Source organism: Gordonia sp. Swx-4 (genome assembly GCF_030316175.1).
Taxonomy (GTDB): domain Bacteria; phylum Actinomycetota; class Actinomycetes; order Mycobacteriales; family Mycobacteriaceae; genus Gordonia; species Gordonia alkanivorans.
In genome coordinates, this window is the sequence record NZ_CP128197.1 from 650,692 (window position 1) to 666,868 (window position 16,177).

At 68.3% G+C, this 16,177-nt stretch carries 16 protein-coding genes; 4 read left to right on the top strand and 12 right to left on the bottom strand.

What is annotated here, in order from left to right:
* Positions 1-4 precede the first annotated feature (4 nt).
* Both PWF70_RS02960 and moeA read right to left on the bottom strand, forming a co-directional pair.
* Positions 5-748, bottom strand: a complete 744-nt coding sequence (locus tag PWF70_RS02960; protein WP_006358091.1) for a phosphatidylserine decarboxylase — start codon at positions 746-748, stop codon at positions 5-7.
* 87 nt (positions 749-835) lie between these two features.
* Complete coding sequence (gene moeA / locus PWF70_RS02965; RefSeq protein WP_006358090.1) at positions 836-2,095, bottom strand: molybdopterin molybdotransferase MoeA; 1,260 nt, start codon at positions 2,093-2,095, stop codon at positions 836-838.
* Between the two features lie 101 nt (positions 2,096-2,196).
* Between moeA and PWF70_RS02970 the strand changes: the two genes are divergently transcribed.
* A complete protein-coding gene (locus tag PWF70_RS02970) occupies positions 2,197-2,997 on the top strand; it encodes an HAD-IIA family hydrolase (protein WP_005199098.1) in 801 nt (266 codons plus the stop codon).
* Between the two features lie 16 nt (positions 2,998-3,013).
* Here PWF70_RS02970 and PWF70_RS02975 read toward each other — a convergent pair whose 3' ends face one another.
* The 4 genes from PWF70_RS02975 to PWF70_RS02990 form a co-directional block, all read right to left on the bottom strand.
* A complete protein-coding gene (locus tag PWF70_RS02975; protein ID WP_005199097.1) occupies positions 3,014-3,484 on the bottom strand; it encodes an SRPBCC family protein in 471 nt (156 codons plus the stop codon).
* A gap of 87 nt (positions 3,485-3,571) precedes the next feature.
* On the bottom strand, positions 3,572-4,000 hold the full coding sequence (locus PWF70_RS02980; RefSeq protein ID WP_006358089.1) for a DUF350 domain-containing protein: 429 nt from the start codon (positions 3,998-4,000) through the stop codon (positions 3,572-3,574).
* A 147-nt stretch (positions 4,001-4,147) separates the two neighbouring features.
* On the bottom strand, positions 4,148-5,260 hold the full coding sequence (locus PWF70_RS02985; RefSeq protein WP_006358088.1) for an acyl-CoA dehydrogenase family protein: 1,113 nt from the start codon (positions 5,258-5,260) through the stop codon (positions 4,148-4,150).
* A 48-nt stretch (positions 5,261-5,308) separates the two neighbouring features.
* The gene (locus tag PWF70_RS02990) at positions 5,309-6,502 is read right to left on the bottom strand and encodes an acyl-CoA dehydrogenase family protein (RefSeq protein WP_006358087.1); all 1,194 of its coding nucleotides are present in this window, start codon (positions 6,500-6,502) and stop codon (positions 5,309-5,311) included.
* 124 nt (positions 6,503-6,626) lie between these two features.
* Here PWF70_RS02990 and PWF70_RS02995 point away from each other — a divergent pair, with 124 nt between their 5' ends.
* Entirely contained in the window at positions 6,627-7,313 is a 687-nt protein-coding gene (locus tag PWF70_RS02995; RefSeq protein WP_006358086.1) for a TetR/AcrR family transcriptional regulator, read from the top strand.
* A 13-nt stretch (positions 7,314-7,326) separates the two neighbouring features.
* Here the strand turns inward: PWF70_RS02995 and PWF70_RS03000 are convergent, their stop codons facing one another.
* Positions 7,327-8,583, bottom strand: a complete 1,257-nt coding sequence (locus tag PWF70_RS03000; protein ID WP_006358085.1) for an MFS transporter — start codon at positions 8,581-8,583, stop codon at positions 7,327-7,329.
* A gap of 90 nt (positions 8,584-8,673) precedes the next feature.
* On the opposite strand from PWF70_RS03000, the gene PWF70_RS03005 reads away from it, so the two are divergent.
* Together PWF70_RS03005 and PWF70_RS03010 are read left to right on the top strand one after the other, a co-directional pair.
* Positions 8,674-9,297 carry a TetR/AcrR family transcriptional regulator gene (locus tag PWF70_RS03005; RefSeq protein WP_035754924.1) on the top strand — a complete coding sequence of 208 codons (624 nt, stop codon included), beginning with the start codon at positions 8,674-8,676 and terminating at the stop codon, positions 9,295-9,297.
* Between the two features lie 9 nt (positions 9,298-9,306).
* Positions 9,307-10,719, top strand: coding sequence for an amidase (locus PWF70_RS03010; RefSeq protein WP_035754921.1), 1,413 nt, complete (start codon positions 9,307-9,309; stop codon positions 10,717-10,719).
* A 97-nt stretch (positions 10,720-10,816) separates the two neighbouring features.
* Here the strand turns inward: PWF70_RS03010 and PWF70_RS03015 are convergent, their stop codons facing one another.
* The 5 genes from PWF70_RS03015 to PWF70_RS03035 form a co-directional block, all read right to left on the bottom strand.
* Positions 10,817-12,460 carry a monocarboxylic acid transporter gene (locus tag PWF70_RS03015; protein WP_006358082.1) on the bottom strand — a complete coding sequence of 548 codons (1,644 nt, stop codon included), beginning with the start codon at positions 12,458-12,460 and terminating at the stop codon, positions 10,817-10,819.
* On the bottom strand, positions 12,457-12,816 hold the full coding sequence (locus tag PWF70_RS03020) for a DUF485 domain-containing protein (RefSeq protein ID WP_035754919.1): 360 nt from the start codon (positions 12,814-12,816) through the stop codon (positions 12,457-12,459). The genes PWF70_RS03015 and PWF70_RS03020 overlap by 4 nt, the downstream gene beginning before the upstream one ends.
* A 169-nt stretch (positions 12,817-12,985) precedes the next feature.
* The gene (locus PWF70_RS03025) at positions 12,986-14,725 is read right to left on the bottom strand and encodes a sodium/solute symporter (RefSeq protein WP_006358080.1); all 1,740 of its coding nucleotides are present in this window, start codon (positions 14,723-14,725) and stop codon (positions 12,986-12,988) included.
* On the bottom strand, positions 14,722-15,111 hold the full coding sequence (locus PWF70_RS03030) for a hypothetical protein (RefSeq protein WP_006358079.1): 390 nt from the start codon (positions 15,109-15,111) through the stop codon (positions 14,722-14,724). The genes PWF70_RS03025 and PWF70_RS03030 overlap by 4 nt, the downstream gene beginning before the upstream one ends.
* Positions 15,104-15,922 carry a LytR/AlgR family response regulator transcription factor gene (locus PWF70_RS03035; protein WP_006358078.1) on the bottom strand — a complete coding sequence of 273 codons (819 nt, stop codon included), beginning with the start codon at positions 15,920-15,922 and terminating at the stop codon, positions 15,104-15,106. Before PWF70_RS03035 ends, PWF70_RS03030 begins: the two co-directional genes overlap by 8 nt.
* Positions 15,923-16,177 lie beyond the last annotated feature (255 nt).

A 16,177-nucleotide genomic window follows, 5' to 3' on the forward strand; every position in this document is an offset into this window, starting at 1 on the left:
CGGATCAGAGGTCGAGGTAGGCGAAGGGGGTCTCGCCGCCGACGGCGCGCTGACCCACCGAGACGCGGGGTGTGGTGCCCTTGGGGAAGTAGACGTCGACCCGGGAACCGAAGCGGATCAGTCCGTAGGTGTCGCCGAGCCGCAGGGTGTCGCCGACCTTCGGGTCGCAGACGATCCGGCGCGCGATGAGCCCGGCGATCTGCACGACCGCGAGGTCGGGTCCGGCGCCGCCGCCGGTCGCCCCTCCGCTTCTTCTCGTCGTACGGATGGTCATGGTGGTGCGTTCGTTGTCACGGCTGGCCTCGGGGAGGTCCGCGGACAAGAACGCGCCCGGGGTGTGCGTCACCGCGGTGACCGTACCGGCGATGGGCACACGCTGGACGTGCACGTCGAAGATCGACAGGAAGGTCGAGACACGGGGCAGCGGATCGCTGCCCAGACCCGCCTCCGCCGGTGGGACGGCCTCGTCGACGAGTGCGATCGTGCCGTCGGCGGGTGCGACGACCACGCCCGGCTCGGTCGGTGGGACACGGCTCGGGTGCCGGAAGAACGCGGCACAGGCGCCGGCGGTCAGTGCTGCGGGCCGCGCGATCCAGCGGTGGCGGCGTCCGAGGAACGCGACCGCCGCGGGGGCGGCGACGAACGGGATACCGGCCGGATGGATCGGCGGGATGGTCTCACGGGCCAGGTCTAGGAAATGGGCGACACGGCCGGTGTTGCCCTCGTCCGGACGCGGACGTCTGGCCACGATCTACCTCCTGTTGTGCCCGATGCGGGCCGTTCGATGAAACCTTGCGCACCACGGGTCGGGTACGACTTCGGTCCAGCTTAGAGCTCAGCGCAGAACGAGCACGTCGACCGGAGTTCCCACGGCCAGACCGTCGGTCTCGGTGGGCACGTCGATCAGTGCGTCCGCCTCGGCGAGAAAGCGGAGGTGATGGGAGCCGGGCGGGCCGATCGGGTCGACGACGACGCCCGATCCGTCCTCGTCGGTCCGGAGGACTCCGCGGAGGAACTGCCGCTTGCCCTGCGGTGAGCGGATGTCGGCGCCCAGCCGGGCGGTCACCCGACGTCGTTGCGGTGGCAACCCCATCGCGGCGCGGAGTGCGGGCCGGATGAAGACTTCGAAGGACACCAGGGCACTGACCGGGTTGCCCGGGAGTGTGATGATCGGCACGGTGGGCCCGGGCGTTCCGTCGGGCCGGTCGGACGCGGTGTGGTGACCGCAGCCCTGCGGCATACCGGGTTGCATCGCGACCTTCACGAACTCGACGGACCCGGTGGCCGACAGCGCGTCCTTCACGACCTCGAAGGCGCCCGCGCTGACACCCCCGGACGTGATGATCAGGTCGGCCTCGCCGGCGACCTGGTCGAGCCGGTCGAGGAAGTCGCCGGTGTCGTCCGGGACGAAGTGCACATGCCGGCCGATCGCGCCGGCCTCGATGGCGGCGGCGGTGAGCATCGCTCCGTTCGACTCGTAGATCTGGCCGTGCTGCAACGGTTTTCCGGGTTCGACGAGCTCGGAGCCGGTGGACAGGACCACGACGCGCAACGGCCGGGCGACGGTGACCTCGGCGATCCCGAGCGCGGCCAGCAGACCGATCTGCGGCGCCCCGATGACGGTCCCGGCGGGCAGGGCACGGACGCCCTGCCCGATGTCGGAACCCGCACGCCGGATGTGTTTTCCGGACTCGACCGGTGCCGTGAACGTGACCGTCTCCGCGGCCGCGACCGGGCCGACCGCCGCGTCGGTCAGCTCCACCGGGACGACGGCGTCGGCGCCGGCCGGCAGCGGGGCACCGGTCATGATGCGATGCGCGGTGCCGGGGGTCAGTGCGAGAGCGTCGGTGCGTCCCGCCGGGATGTCCGCGGCGACGGGCAGCGTGACGGGGGAGTCGGGGGAGGCGTCCGCGAGATCGTCGGCGAGGACGGCGAATCCGTCCATCGCCGAGTTGTCGAAGCCGGGCAACGAGAGCGGCGCGTCGACGTCGGCGAACGTGGCCCTGCCCAACGCCTCCGGCAGGGACAGCCGGACGGGAACGGGTGGGCCGAACAATGCGGAGACGACGGCCTGATGCTCTGCGACGGTACGCATGCGCCTCAGGATGCCAGGTGAGCGGACGCGTCTCGTCGGGGTACCCGGTTCGAGGGATGCCTGCACTGCGTCGCCGGGGACCGCGGACTACATTCGTGCCCATGGCATTGGGTCTGCTTCTCGACATCGACGGGGTGATGGTCACCTCGTGGAAGGCTCTGCCCGGCGCGGTGGAGGCCGTCTCCCGCCTCGCCGACCGCAAGATCCCGCGGATGTTCCTCACCAACACCACCTCGCGCTCGCGCAACGAGATCGCGGAGCTGTTGAACGACTGCGGCTTCTTCGTCGATGCCGACGAGATCCTGACGGCCGCGAAGCTGACCGCCGAATACGTGGGGTCGACCTTCCCGGGCAAACGGGTCTGGGTTCTCAACCAGGGCCCGATCGCCGAGGACATGACCGGGGTCGAACTGACCGACGACCCGGCGGATGCCGAGGTCGTGGTTCTGGGTGGGGCAGGTCCCGTGTTCACCCACGACGCGCTGTCGAAGGTCCTCGAGATGCTGCTCGACGGAGTGCCGGTGATCGCCATGCACCGGTCGATGACGTGGTCGACGGCCGACGGGCTGTCGATCGACACGGGCGTCTATCTCGAGGGCCTCGAGAAGGCGTCGGGCAAGAAGATCAAGGCGATCGGCAAACCCTCGCCGCTCGGATTCCGCGCCGCCACCGACATGTTGGGGCTCGAGCCCAACCAGGTGGTGATGGTCGGCGACGACATGCACAACGACGTCCTGGGTGCACAGGCGTCGGCGCTGATCGGTGTGCTGGTGCGCACCGGCAAGTTCCGCGAGGAGGCGCTCGATGCCCTCGCGCGTGACGAGTTCGGGCCCTTCCCGGACCACGTCATCGACTCGGTGGCCGACCTCCCCGAACTGATCGACAAGATCAGCGGAACCTGACGGGTATCACGGGGTTTCAGACGCGGTCGAGCTGGCTCTCGGCCGCGCGCTTGATCTTGCCGAGGGTCTCGGCCATGCCCAGCTGGAGTTCGGCCTCGAAGGAATCGGCGCCGCCGAACAGCTTGTCGACGAGCAACGACGACACCTTGGTGGTGGAGCCGTTCACCTCGCGGCGCTCGGTCACGGTCACGCCCGAACCGTTCGGGGTGATGGCGTAGCTCCACACGGTGTGGTTCTCGGCCACGCGGAAGGCGATCTCCTGGTTGGGTGTGAAACGCACGACCTTGGAGGTGGTCGGCCACACCAACGGGCCGCGGCGGTTGATGTTGATGGTCTTGGTCCCCAACCCGACGGTGCCGCCGCGGATGATCATCTTCTTGCACTGCGGGCTCCACTCGCCCATGCGCTGGAGATCGGAGATCACCGACCACACCTGCTCGGCAGATGCGTCGATGTCGATGGACTCTTCGATGAGTGATGCGGTCATGGTCGCCAACAGTATGGGCTTGTTGGCGCACCGTCAATAGGTTGCTGGCGGACCGTCAATAAGCCTGGTGGTCGCGCCGGAAACCGCTCAGACCAGCAGGGTCATGCCGATGACGGCACCGATGCCGACGAAGACCGCGGCGGTGATCCAGCCGGCGGGGTGCTCGTCGTTCTCCAGCAGCAGCGTCCCCAGCTTGCCCGGGGTCAGCCAGTCGATGAGCACGAACGACCACATCATCACCGCGATCGTCAGGACCACGTAGGCGACGGTGTAGAGCAGCGCGCGCCACAGTTCGAGGAGTTCGGTGTCGATGACCGAGCAGACCAGCACGATCGACAGTCCGATGACCATCGAGGTGGCGAGGATGACGGCGTTGCGGTTGTGGTCGACCCACACCAGCTGCCGAAGCCGGCCGGGGGTCACCACGTCGAGCGCCACGAACCCGACGACGAGCAGGGTGATCCCGACGAGGCTGAACGACGCCCCAGCGGCCAGATTGTCACGCAGCAAATCCATCCGAGTCCCTCTCTCCTCACCGAGCTGTGCTGAGGAAACAGTATCGGTGGGCCGGCGTGCGGGGTGGGAGGTGCCGGGATCCGTGGCGGTACCTCTTTGCTCCCTGAGGTGCGAGCCGAAGCGCACCTCAGGGAGGGAGAAGAAGTGTCAGCCGACGCTGAGCATGTCGTAGGACGCCAGGTCCTTCGACAGCTTGGTGACGTGGGCGTCCGCGTCGCCGAGGGTGTGGCTGATCGCGGTCAGGCGACTCACGTAGTGCGCGATCGGGTACTCGGCGGTCATGCCGATGCCGCCGTGCATCTGGATGGCCTCCTGGCCGATGAGGCGTGCCGAGCGAACGGTCTGCAGCTTCACCCGCGACGCGATGGCCGCGTCGGCGATACCGTCGGCGAGGGCGGTCGTCGCGTACAGCACCAGGCTCCGGGCGAGCTCGAGCTGGACGTACATGTCCGCGGCGCGGTGGGTGAGCGCCTGGAAGGTGGCCAGCGGAACACCGAACTGCTTGCGCGACTTGAGGTATTCGACGGTCAGCTCGAGGCTGCGCTCCATGGCGCCGAGGGCTTCGGCGCACAGTGCGGTCTGGATGCCGATCTCCGCGTTGGCGATGAGCTCCGACGCGTCACCGCTGCCGAGGCGGGTGGCCTGGGCGTCGTTGAACGTGAACTCGGCGCCGCGTCGACGATCGTGCGTGCGGTACGCGGTGCGGGTGACGCCCTCGGCGTCGGCGTCGATGAGGAACAGGCCCACCTCGTCGCCGACACGTGCCGAGACGATCAGCTTGTGTGCGGAATCGCCGTGTCCGACAAGGGTCTTGGTGCCGTTGAGCACGCCCTCGGCAGTGGCGGTGGTGGACACCGCGGCCACCGGCCAGCGGTCGCCGGGCTCGTTGTGGGCGAAGGCCATCAGCAGCTCACCGGAGGCGAGGCCGCCGCGCAGCTCGGCGCGGGTCGCGTCGTCGGCGGCGTCGAGCAGCGAGCCGGGGACGAGCACCGAGTCCAGGTACGGCTCGGGGGCCAGGGCGCGACCGAGTTCGGTCATCACGCTGGTGAACTCGACCGGTCCGGCGTCCATGCCGCCCTCGGACTCGGGGAAGGTCAGGCCGAGGATGCCGATCTCCGCGAGCGACTTCCACACCTTCTCGCTCCAACCGAGATCGGTGTCGGTCACCTTGCGGAGGGTCTCCACGTCGTAGGTCTTGGTGAGGACCTCGCGCACGGTGTCGCGCAACATCCCCTGTTCTTCGGAAAGCTCGAAATCCATTGTTGTCCTTGGTCTGTGAAGTCGAAGTGAGGTCAGAGGGGTCGGCGGTCAGAGACCGAGGACCGCCTTGTCGATGATCTGGCGCTGGACCTCGGAGGAACCGCCGTAGATCGAGACCTTGCGGTAGTTCAGGTAGGTCGGGGCGGCGAGCTGGGCCCACTCGGGAGCGGTGACCGCTGCGCTGCCGTTCGCGGCGTCGACGTCGACCTCGGCGACCGGGAGCGAGTCCGGTCCGGCGATGTCGGCGATGAGTTCCATCGCGGCCTGCTGCAGCTGGCTTCCCTTGAGCTTCAGCAACGACGACGCCGGGTTGGGCTTGCCGTCGGCCGACGACGCGGCGACGCGCAGCTGGGTGATCTCCAGGGCGAGCAGCTCGTTCTCCAGTTCGGCCAGGCGGGTGGCGAACAGCGGATCGTCGAGCAGGGTGCCGTTGGCGGTCCGGGTCTCCTTGGCGAGCTCCTTGGCGCGCGCCAGCTTCGACTTGGTGTAGCCGACGCGGGCGATGCCGTTGCGCTCGTTGCCGAGCAGGAACTTGGCCTGCGTCCAGCCGCTGTTCTCCTCGCCGACCATGTTCTCGACGGGCACGCGGACGTCGTTGAAGAAGACCTCGTTGACCTCGTAGCTGCCGTCGATGAGCTGGATCGGGCGCAGCTCGATGCCCGGGGTGTCCATCGGGATCAGGAACATGCTGATGCCGGCCTGCTTCTTGACGTCCGGGTTGGTGCGGGCGAGCAGGAAGATCCAGTCGGCGTACTGGCCCAGCGTGGTCCAGGTCTTCTGGCCGTTGATGACGTAGTGGTCACCGTCGAGGACCGCGCGGGTCTTGAGCGAGGCGAGGTCGGAGCCGGCCTCGGGCTCGGAGAAGCCCTGGCACCACCAGATGTCGAGGTTGGCGGTCTTGGGCAGGAACTTCTCCTTCATCTCCTGCGACCCGAACTGGGCGATGACCGGACCGATCATGCTGACGTTGAACGGCAGCGGGTCGGGGACGAACGCCAGGCTCATCTCCTCGCGGTAGATGTGGTGCTGGATCGGCGTCCAGTCCTTGCCGCCCCACTCGATCGGCCAGCTCGGCGTCAGGATGCCGTGCTCGTTGAGGACGCGGGATGCCGTGACGATGTCGTCGGGGTAGTTGAGGCTGCCCTCTTCGTTCCGCTTGCGGAGGTCCTCGGGGACCTTCGCGAAGATGCCGCGCAGTTCCTCGCGGAACGCCTCTTCCTCCGGACTGAACTTCAGGTGCATGGGTTCTTCTCTACTCCTGTCGGGGGTTGCCGGGTGTTCGGCGACACCAATCACGGACCGTCTGCCTGGGAAGACCTGGAAGACCGACCGCTGACTAAGCGCTTGCTTAGTGATAAGTTGCACTATGCCGCGCATCAAGGGCGGTGTCAATCGGCTGGAGAAGGCGCGAGGTCGCCGAGCGAACGAGGGGGTGAACGTGGTCTCGTCGACCGAACCGACGACCCGGATACAACCGGTCGCGGCCCGGGAGCGGTTGCTGCTGGCCGCTGCCGAGGCGTTCGCGGCGAAGGGCTTCAACGCCACGACGACCCGGGACATCGCCAACGGCGCGCAGATGAGTTCGGCGGCGGTCTACGTGCACTTCCGGTCCAAGGAGGAGCTCCTCTTCGAGCTCTCCGAGGCGGGGCACCGGATCATCCTGGGCATGATCGACGAGGTCGACGACCCGGCGGTGGCGCCCGCCGAACGCCTGGCAACGGTCGTCGGCGCGTTCACCGAGCACCACGCGCGCGAGCACGTACGCGCCCGCGTCGTGAACTACGAGTTGGGGTCGCTGGCGCCCGATCACCTCGAGACGGTCATGGAGTTGCGGCGGGAGATCACCCGCCGGGTGCGGGCGATCGTCGATGCGGGAATCGAGAACGGCGACTTCGACGTCGCCGATTCCCAGGCCACCACCAACGCGATGCTGTCGATGGGCATCGACGTCGCGCGCTGGTACCGCGCCGAGAACTCTCTCCCGCCCGAGGAGATGGGGAAGTTCTACGCGGAGCTGGCCACCCGGATGGTGGGGCTGCGGGACCGGGGCTGACCCCGGCGTCCGTTCAGGATTCGCCGACCGCAATCGGTTCCGGCGCGTCTTCCGTTGCAGTGGCGGCCACCTCGGCCCTGGTCGCGGTACGCCGCATGACGACCGCGAGTGCCGCGCCGAACAGTGCGACGGCGAGGACGTAGCCGACGTACCCGATGACCGTCGCGCGAAGTCCGATGTGGGACACGACTATTCCGGCTATCACCGCCGGCACGCTGAACGCGAGGTAGCTGGCGACGAACACCGAGGAGAAGACCTGTCCGCGTTGGGCGGGAGGCGTCGCGGCGGTGATGTTGTCCATGGCGCTGAGGAAGGTCGCCGCCCATCCGGAGCCGGCCACGAGCGAGCCGAGGATGTAGAGCGGCAGGACCTCGGTCATGACGCCGGACAGCGAGATCAGCACGCCGATCGCGAGGGTCGGGTAGCCGTAGGCCTGTTTCACCGTCGCCGGCCGTCCCGTGATGAACAAGGAGGTGACCGTCGCGCTGGCGAAGAAGGTGAAGAGGATGAGCCCGGCCTCGCCGTGATTGGTGACCCCGAAGACGCGTGCGACGACGGAGGAACCGAGCGACAGGTACAGCCCGCCGAGGGACCAGGTGGCCACCAGGGTGGGGGCCGACGCGAAGAACACGGGGCGGACCTCGCGGGGCACCCGAACCTGGGGTGCGAGGGTCGTGGCCAGGTGCCGGCGTGAGGTGAAGGCCACGCGCTCGCGGGTCTCGGGGACCACGAGGAGTGCGATGAGCAGCGCCGCGAACAGGCCGAGGATGACCTCGTAGACCAGGATTCGGGGCGCGGGTGCGTACTCGACGAGCAATCCGGCGACGCCGACGCCGGTGGCGAGGCCGAAGGCCGGGGCGGCGCCGATGATCGTCGAGCCGAGTCGTGCGGTGGGCTGGAGGTCGACGGTGGTCGCGGTGAGGGTGCCCATGGCGGCGCCGGTGGCGAGGCCCTGCAGCGCGCGGGCGGCGAGCAACGTACCCACGTCCTGGGCCACGACGAAGAGCACCATGCTGGCGATCAGCAGGACGAGCGCGACCGCGAGCACGGGACGTCGGCCGATGTGGTCGGACAGCGACCCCACCGTCAGCAGGCTCACCAACATCGTGACCACGTAGACGGCGAAGACCAGGGTCAGGGTGAGCGACGAGAAACCCCAGAGCTCCTGGTAGATCGGATACAGCGGCGACGGGGCGGCGGAGGCGAAGAGCACCATCACGTACGTGGCCGCGATCAGCCAGAACGCACGGTGGGGATGTAGTGGCGCCATGTCGTCTCCTTAACGCAAATGCGTTTGCATTTAAAACGACGATAGGCGCGGATGCCTTCCAAAAGCAATTGGATTTGCAATAATGGCCGCATGGCTATGGGAAATGCAGCGTCGCGGGCGGACGCAGCGATGGCACCTCGCGCGACGCGGCCAGGCGGTAGGAGCGCGCGCGTGCAGTCGGCGGTCTATGCCGCGGTCGGGCAGCTGGTCGGCGCGGGCCAGCGCGACACGATGACCATCCCGGAGGTCGCCGACCTCGCCGGCGTCAATCCGACCAGCATCTACCGCAGGTGGGGCTCGATCGACGCGCTCCTGGGGGAGGTGGCGGTCGCCGCACTGACGCAGGGCGAACCGTTGCCCGATACGGGTGTGCTCCGCGACGACATCGCGGAGTGGGCGAGCGTGATCGCCGCCGACGTCGGCCGGCCGAAGCGTCGGGCGTACCTGCGTGCGATGGTCGCAGCGCGCGACGACGTCGTCGAGGCGTGTCCGTGCTGGGAGGTCCGCCGCGAGCAGGCGGAGGAGATGATCGCGCGGGCCTCCGAGCGCGGCGAGGCGACGCCGTCGGTGCGCCAGCTCCTCGACCACGTGATCGCACCGCTCTACCACCATGCGGTCTTCGGTCTCGCCGTCGACGACGCCTACGTCGCCGAGCTGGTCGACGATGTTGTCGCGATGCTCGGAGCGGCCCCGGGGTCCGCCGGAGGGCGATAGGGTCCGGGCATGAAGAAGGTTCACGCGTTCACAGACGACGCACTCGGTGATCTCGACGCCGTCGGCATCGCCGACGCCATCGCCGCCCGGGAGATCTCGGCCGCCGAGGCGGTCGAAGCGGCTCTCGCCCGGATCGACGCGGTCAATCCGCAGCTGAACGCGATCGCCTTCGACGACCGCGAGCGAGCTCGCAAGCGCGCCGTCGACAGCGACTTTCCGGCCGGGTCGTTCGTCGGGGTGCCGTCGATCATCAAGAACAACACCGATTTCGCAGGGCTGCCCACGTGCCACGGGTCCGCTGCGGTCGCGCCGAACCCGGCGTCGGCGAACGAGGCGTTCACCAACCAGTTCCTGGCGACCGGGGTCAACCTCGTCGGGGCGTCGAACATGCCGGCCTTCGGGCTGACCGCGACGACCGAATACGTCGACCGGGAGCCGACCCGCAATCCGTGGGACACCGACTTCTCCGCCGGCGGCTCCTCGGGTGGTTCCGCCGCGCTCGTGGCGGCGGGTGCACTGCCGATCGCCCATGCCAACGACGGTGGCGGATCGATCCGAATCCCCGCTGCCGCATGTGGTCTGGTGGGGCTGAAGCCGAGCCGGGGCCGTACCGCGCCGGCGAAGCAGACCGAGGATGCGCCGATCGACCTGGTGTGCAACGGGATCGTGAGCCGATCGGTGCGGGACACGGCACGGTTCCTCGACGACTCGCAGGGTTTCCGGCCCGGCCCCGGCCTGCCGCCGGTCGGTCTGGTGGAGGGGCCGGGGGAGAAGCGGCTGCGGATCGCGCTGATCACCGAACCGATCACCGGGCAGCTGCTCGACAGCGACACCCAACGGTGCGTCACCGATGTCGCCGAGCTCGTCGAGTCGCTCGGCCACCGAACAGAGATGGTGCCGCTGCCGGTCGACCGCGTCTACATCCGGCAGTTCATCGACTACTGGTCGTTGCTGGCCTTCGCGCTGGACCGCACCGGTAAGCGACTGCACGACAAGGGTTTCGATCGCAAGCAGTTGGACTCGTTCACCCGTGGGCTGTCGCGCAACGCCTTGCGACACTTCTATCGCATGCCGTCGTCGATCCGCGGTCTCCGACGCTCCACCGCAGCGTTCCGATCGCTGCACGAGCAATTCGACGTGATCTTGTCGCCGACCCTCGCGCACCTCCCGCCGGAGATCGGCTACCTCGACCCGGGTATCGATTTCGGTGAGGCTATGGACCGTCTGACGCGCTATGTCGCGTTCACGCCCGCGAACAACACGTCGGGTACCCCGGCGATCAGTCTGCCGCTGGGACAGTCGAAGTCGGGGCTGCCCGTCGGCATCCAGTTCTCCGCCGACCTCGGCGACGAGCGCACCCTGCTGGAGCTCGCGTTCGAACTCGAAGCCGCCCGGCCGTTCGCGCGGATTCAGGACGCCTGACCGGCGATTCCCGCGCTGACAAACCCACCACTGATCGGCAAACCCGCCACCTCGCAGGGTGACGGGTTTGCCGAAAAGGGGTGGGTGTGCGAAAAGGCTAGTGCTGCACGGCCTTCTCCGCGCCGATTCCGGTGAGGGAGCGAACCTCCATCTCCGCGTTGCGTTCCGGGGTCCCGACGTCGCTCGGCGAGGTCAGGGTGCCGACGATGCCGAGGACGAAGGCCAGCGGGATCGACACGATGCCCGGATTGGCCAGCGGGAACCAGGCGAAGTCGGCGCCGGGGATCATCGCGGTCGACGAGCCGGACACGGCCGGCGAGAAGACGATCAGCAGGATCGTGGAGATCAGGCCGCCGTACATGCTCCACAGGGCGCCGCGGGTGTTGAAGCGCTTCCAGTAGAGCGAGTACACGATCGTCGGCAGGTTCGCCGCCGCGGCGATGGCGAAGGCCAGGGCCACCAGGAAGGCGATGTTCTGACCGTTGGCCAGGATGCCGAGCACGATGCCGAGCACGCCGAGCACGACGACGGTGTAGCGCGAAACGCGGACCTGGTCGTCCTCACTCACCTTGTTGCGCTTGATGACCGACGCGTAGATGTCGTGGGCGAACGATGCCGACGCGGTGATCGCCAGGCCGGCGACGACGGCGAGGATCGTGGCGAAGGCCACCGCCGAGATGATGCCGAGCAGCACCACACCGCCGATCTCGAACGCCAGCAGCGGTGCCGCCGCATTCTGTCCGCCTGCTGCGGCGAGGATCTTGTCCGGTCCGACCAGCGCGGCCGCGCCGTAACCCAGGATCAGGGTGAACAGGTAGAAGGCGCCGATGAGCGCAATCGCCCAGACCACCGACTTACGAGCCTCTTTCGCGGTCGGCACGGTGTAGAAGCGCATCAGCACGTGCGGCAGGCCCGCGGTGCCGAGGACCAGGGCGATGGCCAGCGAGAGGAAGTTGATCTTGGACTCGAGCGAACCGCCGTACTGGGCGCCGGGTGCGAGAACGTCACGCGAGGCAACCTTTTCGCTGCCCGAGCTGCTGATGGCGTCCTGGGCGGCACCGAGGATCGACGACAGGTTCATGCCGAACTTGGCGAGCACGATGAAGGTCATGATCGCCGCGCCGCTGATGAGCAGCACCGCCTTGATGATCTGCACCCAGGTGGTGCCCTTCATGCCGCCGATGAGCACGTAGACGATCATCAGCGCGCCGACGACGGCGATCACGATCGACTGGCCGACACGACCCTCGATGTCGAGGAGCAGGGCGACGAGGCCACCGGCACCGGCCATCTGGGCCAGGAGGTAGAACAGCGAGACCGCGAGGGTCGAGATGGCCGCCGCGAGACGGACCGGTCGCTGCTTCAGGCGGAAGCTGAGGACGTCGGCCATCGTGAACTTGCCGGTGTTGCGCAGCAATTCGGCGACGAGCAGCAGCGCGACGAGCCAGGCGACGAGGAAGCCGATGGAGTAGAGGAAGCCGTCATAGCCGTAGACCGCGATGGCGCCGGCGATGCCGAGGAAGCTGGCCGCCGACAGGTAGTCACCGGCGATGGCGATGCCGTTCTGCGGGCCGGAGAAGCCGCGGCCGCCGGTGAAGAAGTCCGCGGCCGAGTTGTTGTTCTTGCTGGCCCGGATGACGATGTACATCGTGACCGCCACGAACGCGGCGAAGATCGCGATGTTGGCGACCGGGCTGCCGACGGTGGCGGCGAGCGTGGTGGTGTGGACGGAGGTGTTCACAGTGACGGGCCGCCTTCCATCTCGTTGCGGAGGGCCTCGGCACGCGGGTCGAGTTCGCGGTTCGCGAAGCGTACGTACAGGCCGGTGATGACGAATGTGGTCACGAACTGCAGCAGTCCGAGGATCAGACCGAGGTTGATGTTGCCCCACACCTGGATCGCCATGAAGTCATGCGCGAAGGCGCCGAGCAGCACGTAGATCGCGTACCAGATCAGGAAGAACGCGGTCATCGGGAAGATGAACTTGCGCAGGCGCGCCTTCAGTTCCTGGAACTGAGGGCTGTTCTGCATCTCGATGAACTGCTCACCCGCCGGCGTATGCGGTGGTGCCGCTGCTGGTTGGTCGATGTTCGACACGCTGTCCTCCAAGTCGATGGGGCCACGGCGGTGGAGGCCGCTGTGATGGCACTTCGGAGAACAGCCTGATTGAGGCGCAGATCACACCGCAACTGGTGTCGTGGGTCACACGCCGAAGGTTGTGCACTGTGCGACGGACGGTCGATCAGATCCGACGAACGGTGAACGGTCAGCCGCCGGGAAGCCGGTCGACGCCCATCCCGACGCGTTCGGGGACGTGCATCCGCGCGAAAGTGCGGGCGAGATCGCCGGGCAAGCGTCGTCGGGTCGCGAGGCTGACCAGCACCATCGTGCCGAAGGCGAGTGGCACGGTGACCGCGCCCGGATAGCCGACCAGCGCGGCCGGCCAGCCGCCCAGGGCGTCGTCGTCGATCACCCCGGCGATCGCGAGCGAGGTGGCTGAACCCGACGACACCCCGCCGACGATCAGCCCGGCGATCGCACCGGTCGACGTCAGGCCACGCCACCAGATGCCGAGGACGAGCAGCGGACACAGCGTCGACGCGGCGACGGCGAACACCAGCCCGACGGTGCGCGACAGTTCCAGTGAGCCCGCCGCGAGCGAGAGCGCGATCGGGATGGCGCCGCCGATGATCGCGGCGATGCGGAAGTCGCGGACGCGCCCGCGGAAGACGTCCGTCGCCAGCGCGCCGGCCACCGACACAAGCAGGCCCGACGACGTGGCGAGGAAGGCCGCGATCGCACCGGCCGCGACCAGCGCGGCGAGGATCTGCCCGGCCAGGCCACCGATGGCGGCGCTCGGGAGGAGGAGGACAGCTGCGTCGGACGTCCCGGTGATCAGCAGTTCGGGCACGTAGAGACGAGCGAACACCCCGAGCAGGACGGGGAACAGATAGAACAGCGACAGCAGCGCGATCGCGGCGAGCGCCGTTCGACGGGCCGTGCGGCCGTCCGGGTTGGTGTAGAAGCGCACGAGGACGTGCGGCAGGCCCATCACGCCGAGGAACGTGGCGAGGATCAGGGAGAGCACCTGGAACAGCGGGTGGCGACCGCCGAGACCGCCGCCGGGCGCCACCCAGTCCGACCCGTCGACCGGGGCTCCCGCCACGACCGGGGTGGCCGCGCCGGCGTCGAGGAAGATGACGGAATCGGCTGAGATGACATGACCGCCGGGGGATGGGATCGGAGCATCGACCACCGGCGAGCCGTCGAGCGTGCCGGTGACGCGCACCCCCTTGGTCTCGGCGACGGTGACCGAGACGTCGGTGGTGACGTCGACGGTGGTGGCGGTCGTGACCCGCGGCGGTGCGGGCTCGCCGACGTTCGCCGGGTCGTTCGCGAACACCCCGATCAGCACGAGGGTGGGGATCGCGATGGCGGTCAGCTTGAGCCAGTACTGGAATGCCTGCACGAACGTGATCGACCGCATCCCGCCGCCGACGACGTTCACGATCACGATGAGGCCGACGCCGACCGCCCCGGTCCAGACGGGTGCGCCGAGCAGGATGTTGAGAGTGAGTCCCGCACCCTGGAACTGGGGGATGAGGTACAGCACGCAGACGACGACCACGACCACCATCGCGGTCTTGCGCACGGCGGTCGAGGAGAGCCGGAACTCGGCGAAGTCGGGCACGGTGTAGGCGCCCGAACGACGCAGCGGTGCAGCGACGAACAACAGCAGACCGAGGTAGCCGGCCGTGAAACCGACCGGGTACCAGAGGGCGTCGGCGCCGTACTTCGCGACAAGCCCGGCGACACCGAGAAACGACGCCGCGGACAGGTATTCACCCGACACGGCGGCGGCATTCCACCGCGACCCGACGGCACGCGAGGCCACCAGGAAATCCGACGTCGTTCGGGAGAATCGGCCGCCCCAGGCCCCGACCGCGATCGTGGCGACCGCGGCGGCGAACAACGCCACGGCGGTCAGCATGTCGACGCCGCTCACGTCCGGCCCGGATCGCCGGGATCGTCGTCGACGAGACTCATGAAGTCGCGCTCGGCGTGCTCGGCCAGCCGCACGTACAGCAGTCCCGTCAGATACAGCACCGGATAGGCGAGGAGTCCGAGGACGAGCCAGGTGATCCGGATGCCGAAGAGGGTCGTCTCGGCCACGCTCGGGACCAGCACGGCGAGCAGAGGTATCGCCACCACGACGACGAGCAGGCTCCCGCCGAGGCGCAACGCCAACCCGAGCTGAGCCCGCATCAGACCGCGCACCAGCGCGTCACCGACCTCGGTCTGTTCCTGGACCTCTACGCGCGTGCGCACCATCCGGGCGCCACGCCGTGAGGCGAGGACGACCCGTTCGCGCTGCGGCGGATTCTCAGACATCGCCGCGACCGGCGGGGGAACGATACTGGCGCAACGGGTCCCGGATGAGCCGGTCCTTCAGGTCGCGGACCTGACGCCGGCTGACCGGCAGCTCCACCGCTTCCGACGCCCCGTTCGCGCGCACACTGACAACGGTCCCGCTCCCGGTGGTCCGCAGGCCGGTCACCATGGGCAGGGCCACCAGGTAGGAACGGTGAACTCGGGCGAAACCCTTGTCCTGCCAACGTGATTCGAGGGTCGACAGTGGGATGCGGACGAGGTGCGCGCCGGACTCGGCGTGGAGTCGGGCGTAGTCGCCCACGGCCTCGACCCACGAGATCGAGTCACGCCGGACCAACGAGGTCACACCGCTCATCTCGACCGGGATCACGTCGTCGGAGGCGGCTCGTGGCGCACCCGATGGCGCCGGGGGAGGAGTGCTCGCGGCGGGTTTGGCGCGGGCGTCGAGGCTGGCGCGGACCCGTCCGAGCGCCTGGGCGAGGCGCACCTCGCGGAGTGGCTTGAGCAGATAGTCCACGGCGCCGACCTCGAAGGCGTCGACCGCCTTGTCCTCGTGCGCGGTGACGAACACGATCGCGGGAGGCTGTGCGTACCTGGCGAGGACGCCGGCCAACTCGAGTCCGGACAGGCCCGGCATGTTGATGTCGAGGAAGATCGCGTCGACCCGGCGGGAGTTGAGTTCACGGAGTGCGCCGGTCGCATCCGTCGCGTCATGTACCTCGGCGACCTCGTCCTGCCGGTCCAGGAGGTAGCGGAGTTCGTCGAGAGCAGGGGGTTCGTCGTCGACGGCGAGCACCACCAGCCCGGACATCCATCTCCTCCCGACTGCTGCGCTGATGCGCGACGGCGGACACGAGGATCGTACCGCGTGGGCCGCGTCACACAGCAGATCCGGCCGCCCCGTCCGCCTGCTGATTCTCTGATTCCGGAAAAAGTCCGGTCAGGTGGGTGTGCCCGTCGGCTGCCTCGATACCCTGTCCACGGCCATCCCGACGTCAGACGGACTCACCGAGGAAGTCGCTGCACAGCGTCGCCTCGATGCGTTGGACGCAAGATAGGAAGAAAG

Coding starts and splice junctions, on each gene's coding strand:
- moeA (WP_006358090.1), bottom strand. CDS start 2,095: ATGCGTACCGTCGCAGAGCATCAGGCCGTCGTCTCCGCATTGTTCGGC.
- PWF70_RS02970 (WP_005199098.1), top strand. CDS start 2,197: ATGGCATTGGGTCTGCTTCTCGACATCGACGGGGTGATGGTCACCTCG.
- PWF70_RS02975 (WP_005199097.1), bottom strand. CDS start 3,484: ATGACCGCATCACTCATCGAAGAGTCCATCGACATCGACGCATCTGCC.
- PWF70_RS02980 (WP_006358089.1), bottom strand. CDS start 4,000: ATGGATTTGCTGCGTGACAATCTGGCCGCTGGGGCGTCGTTCAGCCTC.
- PWF70_RS02985 (WP_006358088.1), bottom strand. CDS start 5,260: ATGGATTTCGAGCTTTCCGAAGAACAGGGGATGTTGCGCGACACCGTG.
- PWF70_RS02990 (WP_006358087.1), bottom strand. CDS start 6,502: ATGCACCTGAAGTTCAGTCCGGAGGAAGAGGCGTTCCGCGAGGAACTG.
- PWF70_RS02995 (WP_006358086.1), top strand. CDS start 6,627: ATGCCGCGCATCAAGGGCGGTGTCAATCGGCTGGAGAAGGCGCGAGGT.
- PWF70_RS03000 (WP_006358085.1), bottom strand. CDS start 8,583: ATGGCGCCACTACATCCCCACCGTGCGTTCTGGCTGATCGCGGCCACG.
- PWF70_RS03005 (WP_035754924.1), top strand. CDS start 8,674: ATGGCTATGGGAAATGCAGCGTCGCGGGCGGACGCAGCGATGGCACCT.
- PWF70_RS03010 (WP_035754921.1), top strand. CDS start 9,307: ATGAAGAAGGTTCACGCGTTCACAGACGACGCACTCGGTGATCTCGAC.
- PWF70_RS03030 (WP_006358079.1), bottom strand. CDS start 15,111: ATGTCTGAGAATCCGCCGCAGCGCGAACGGGTCGTCCTCGCCTCACGG.
- PWF70_RS03035 (WP_006358078.1), bottom strand. CDS start 15,922: ATGTCCGGGCTGGTGGTGCTCGCCGTCGACGACGAACCCCCTGCTCTC.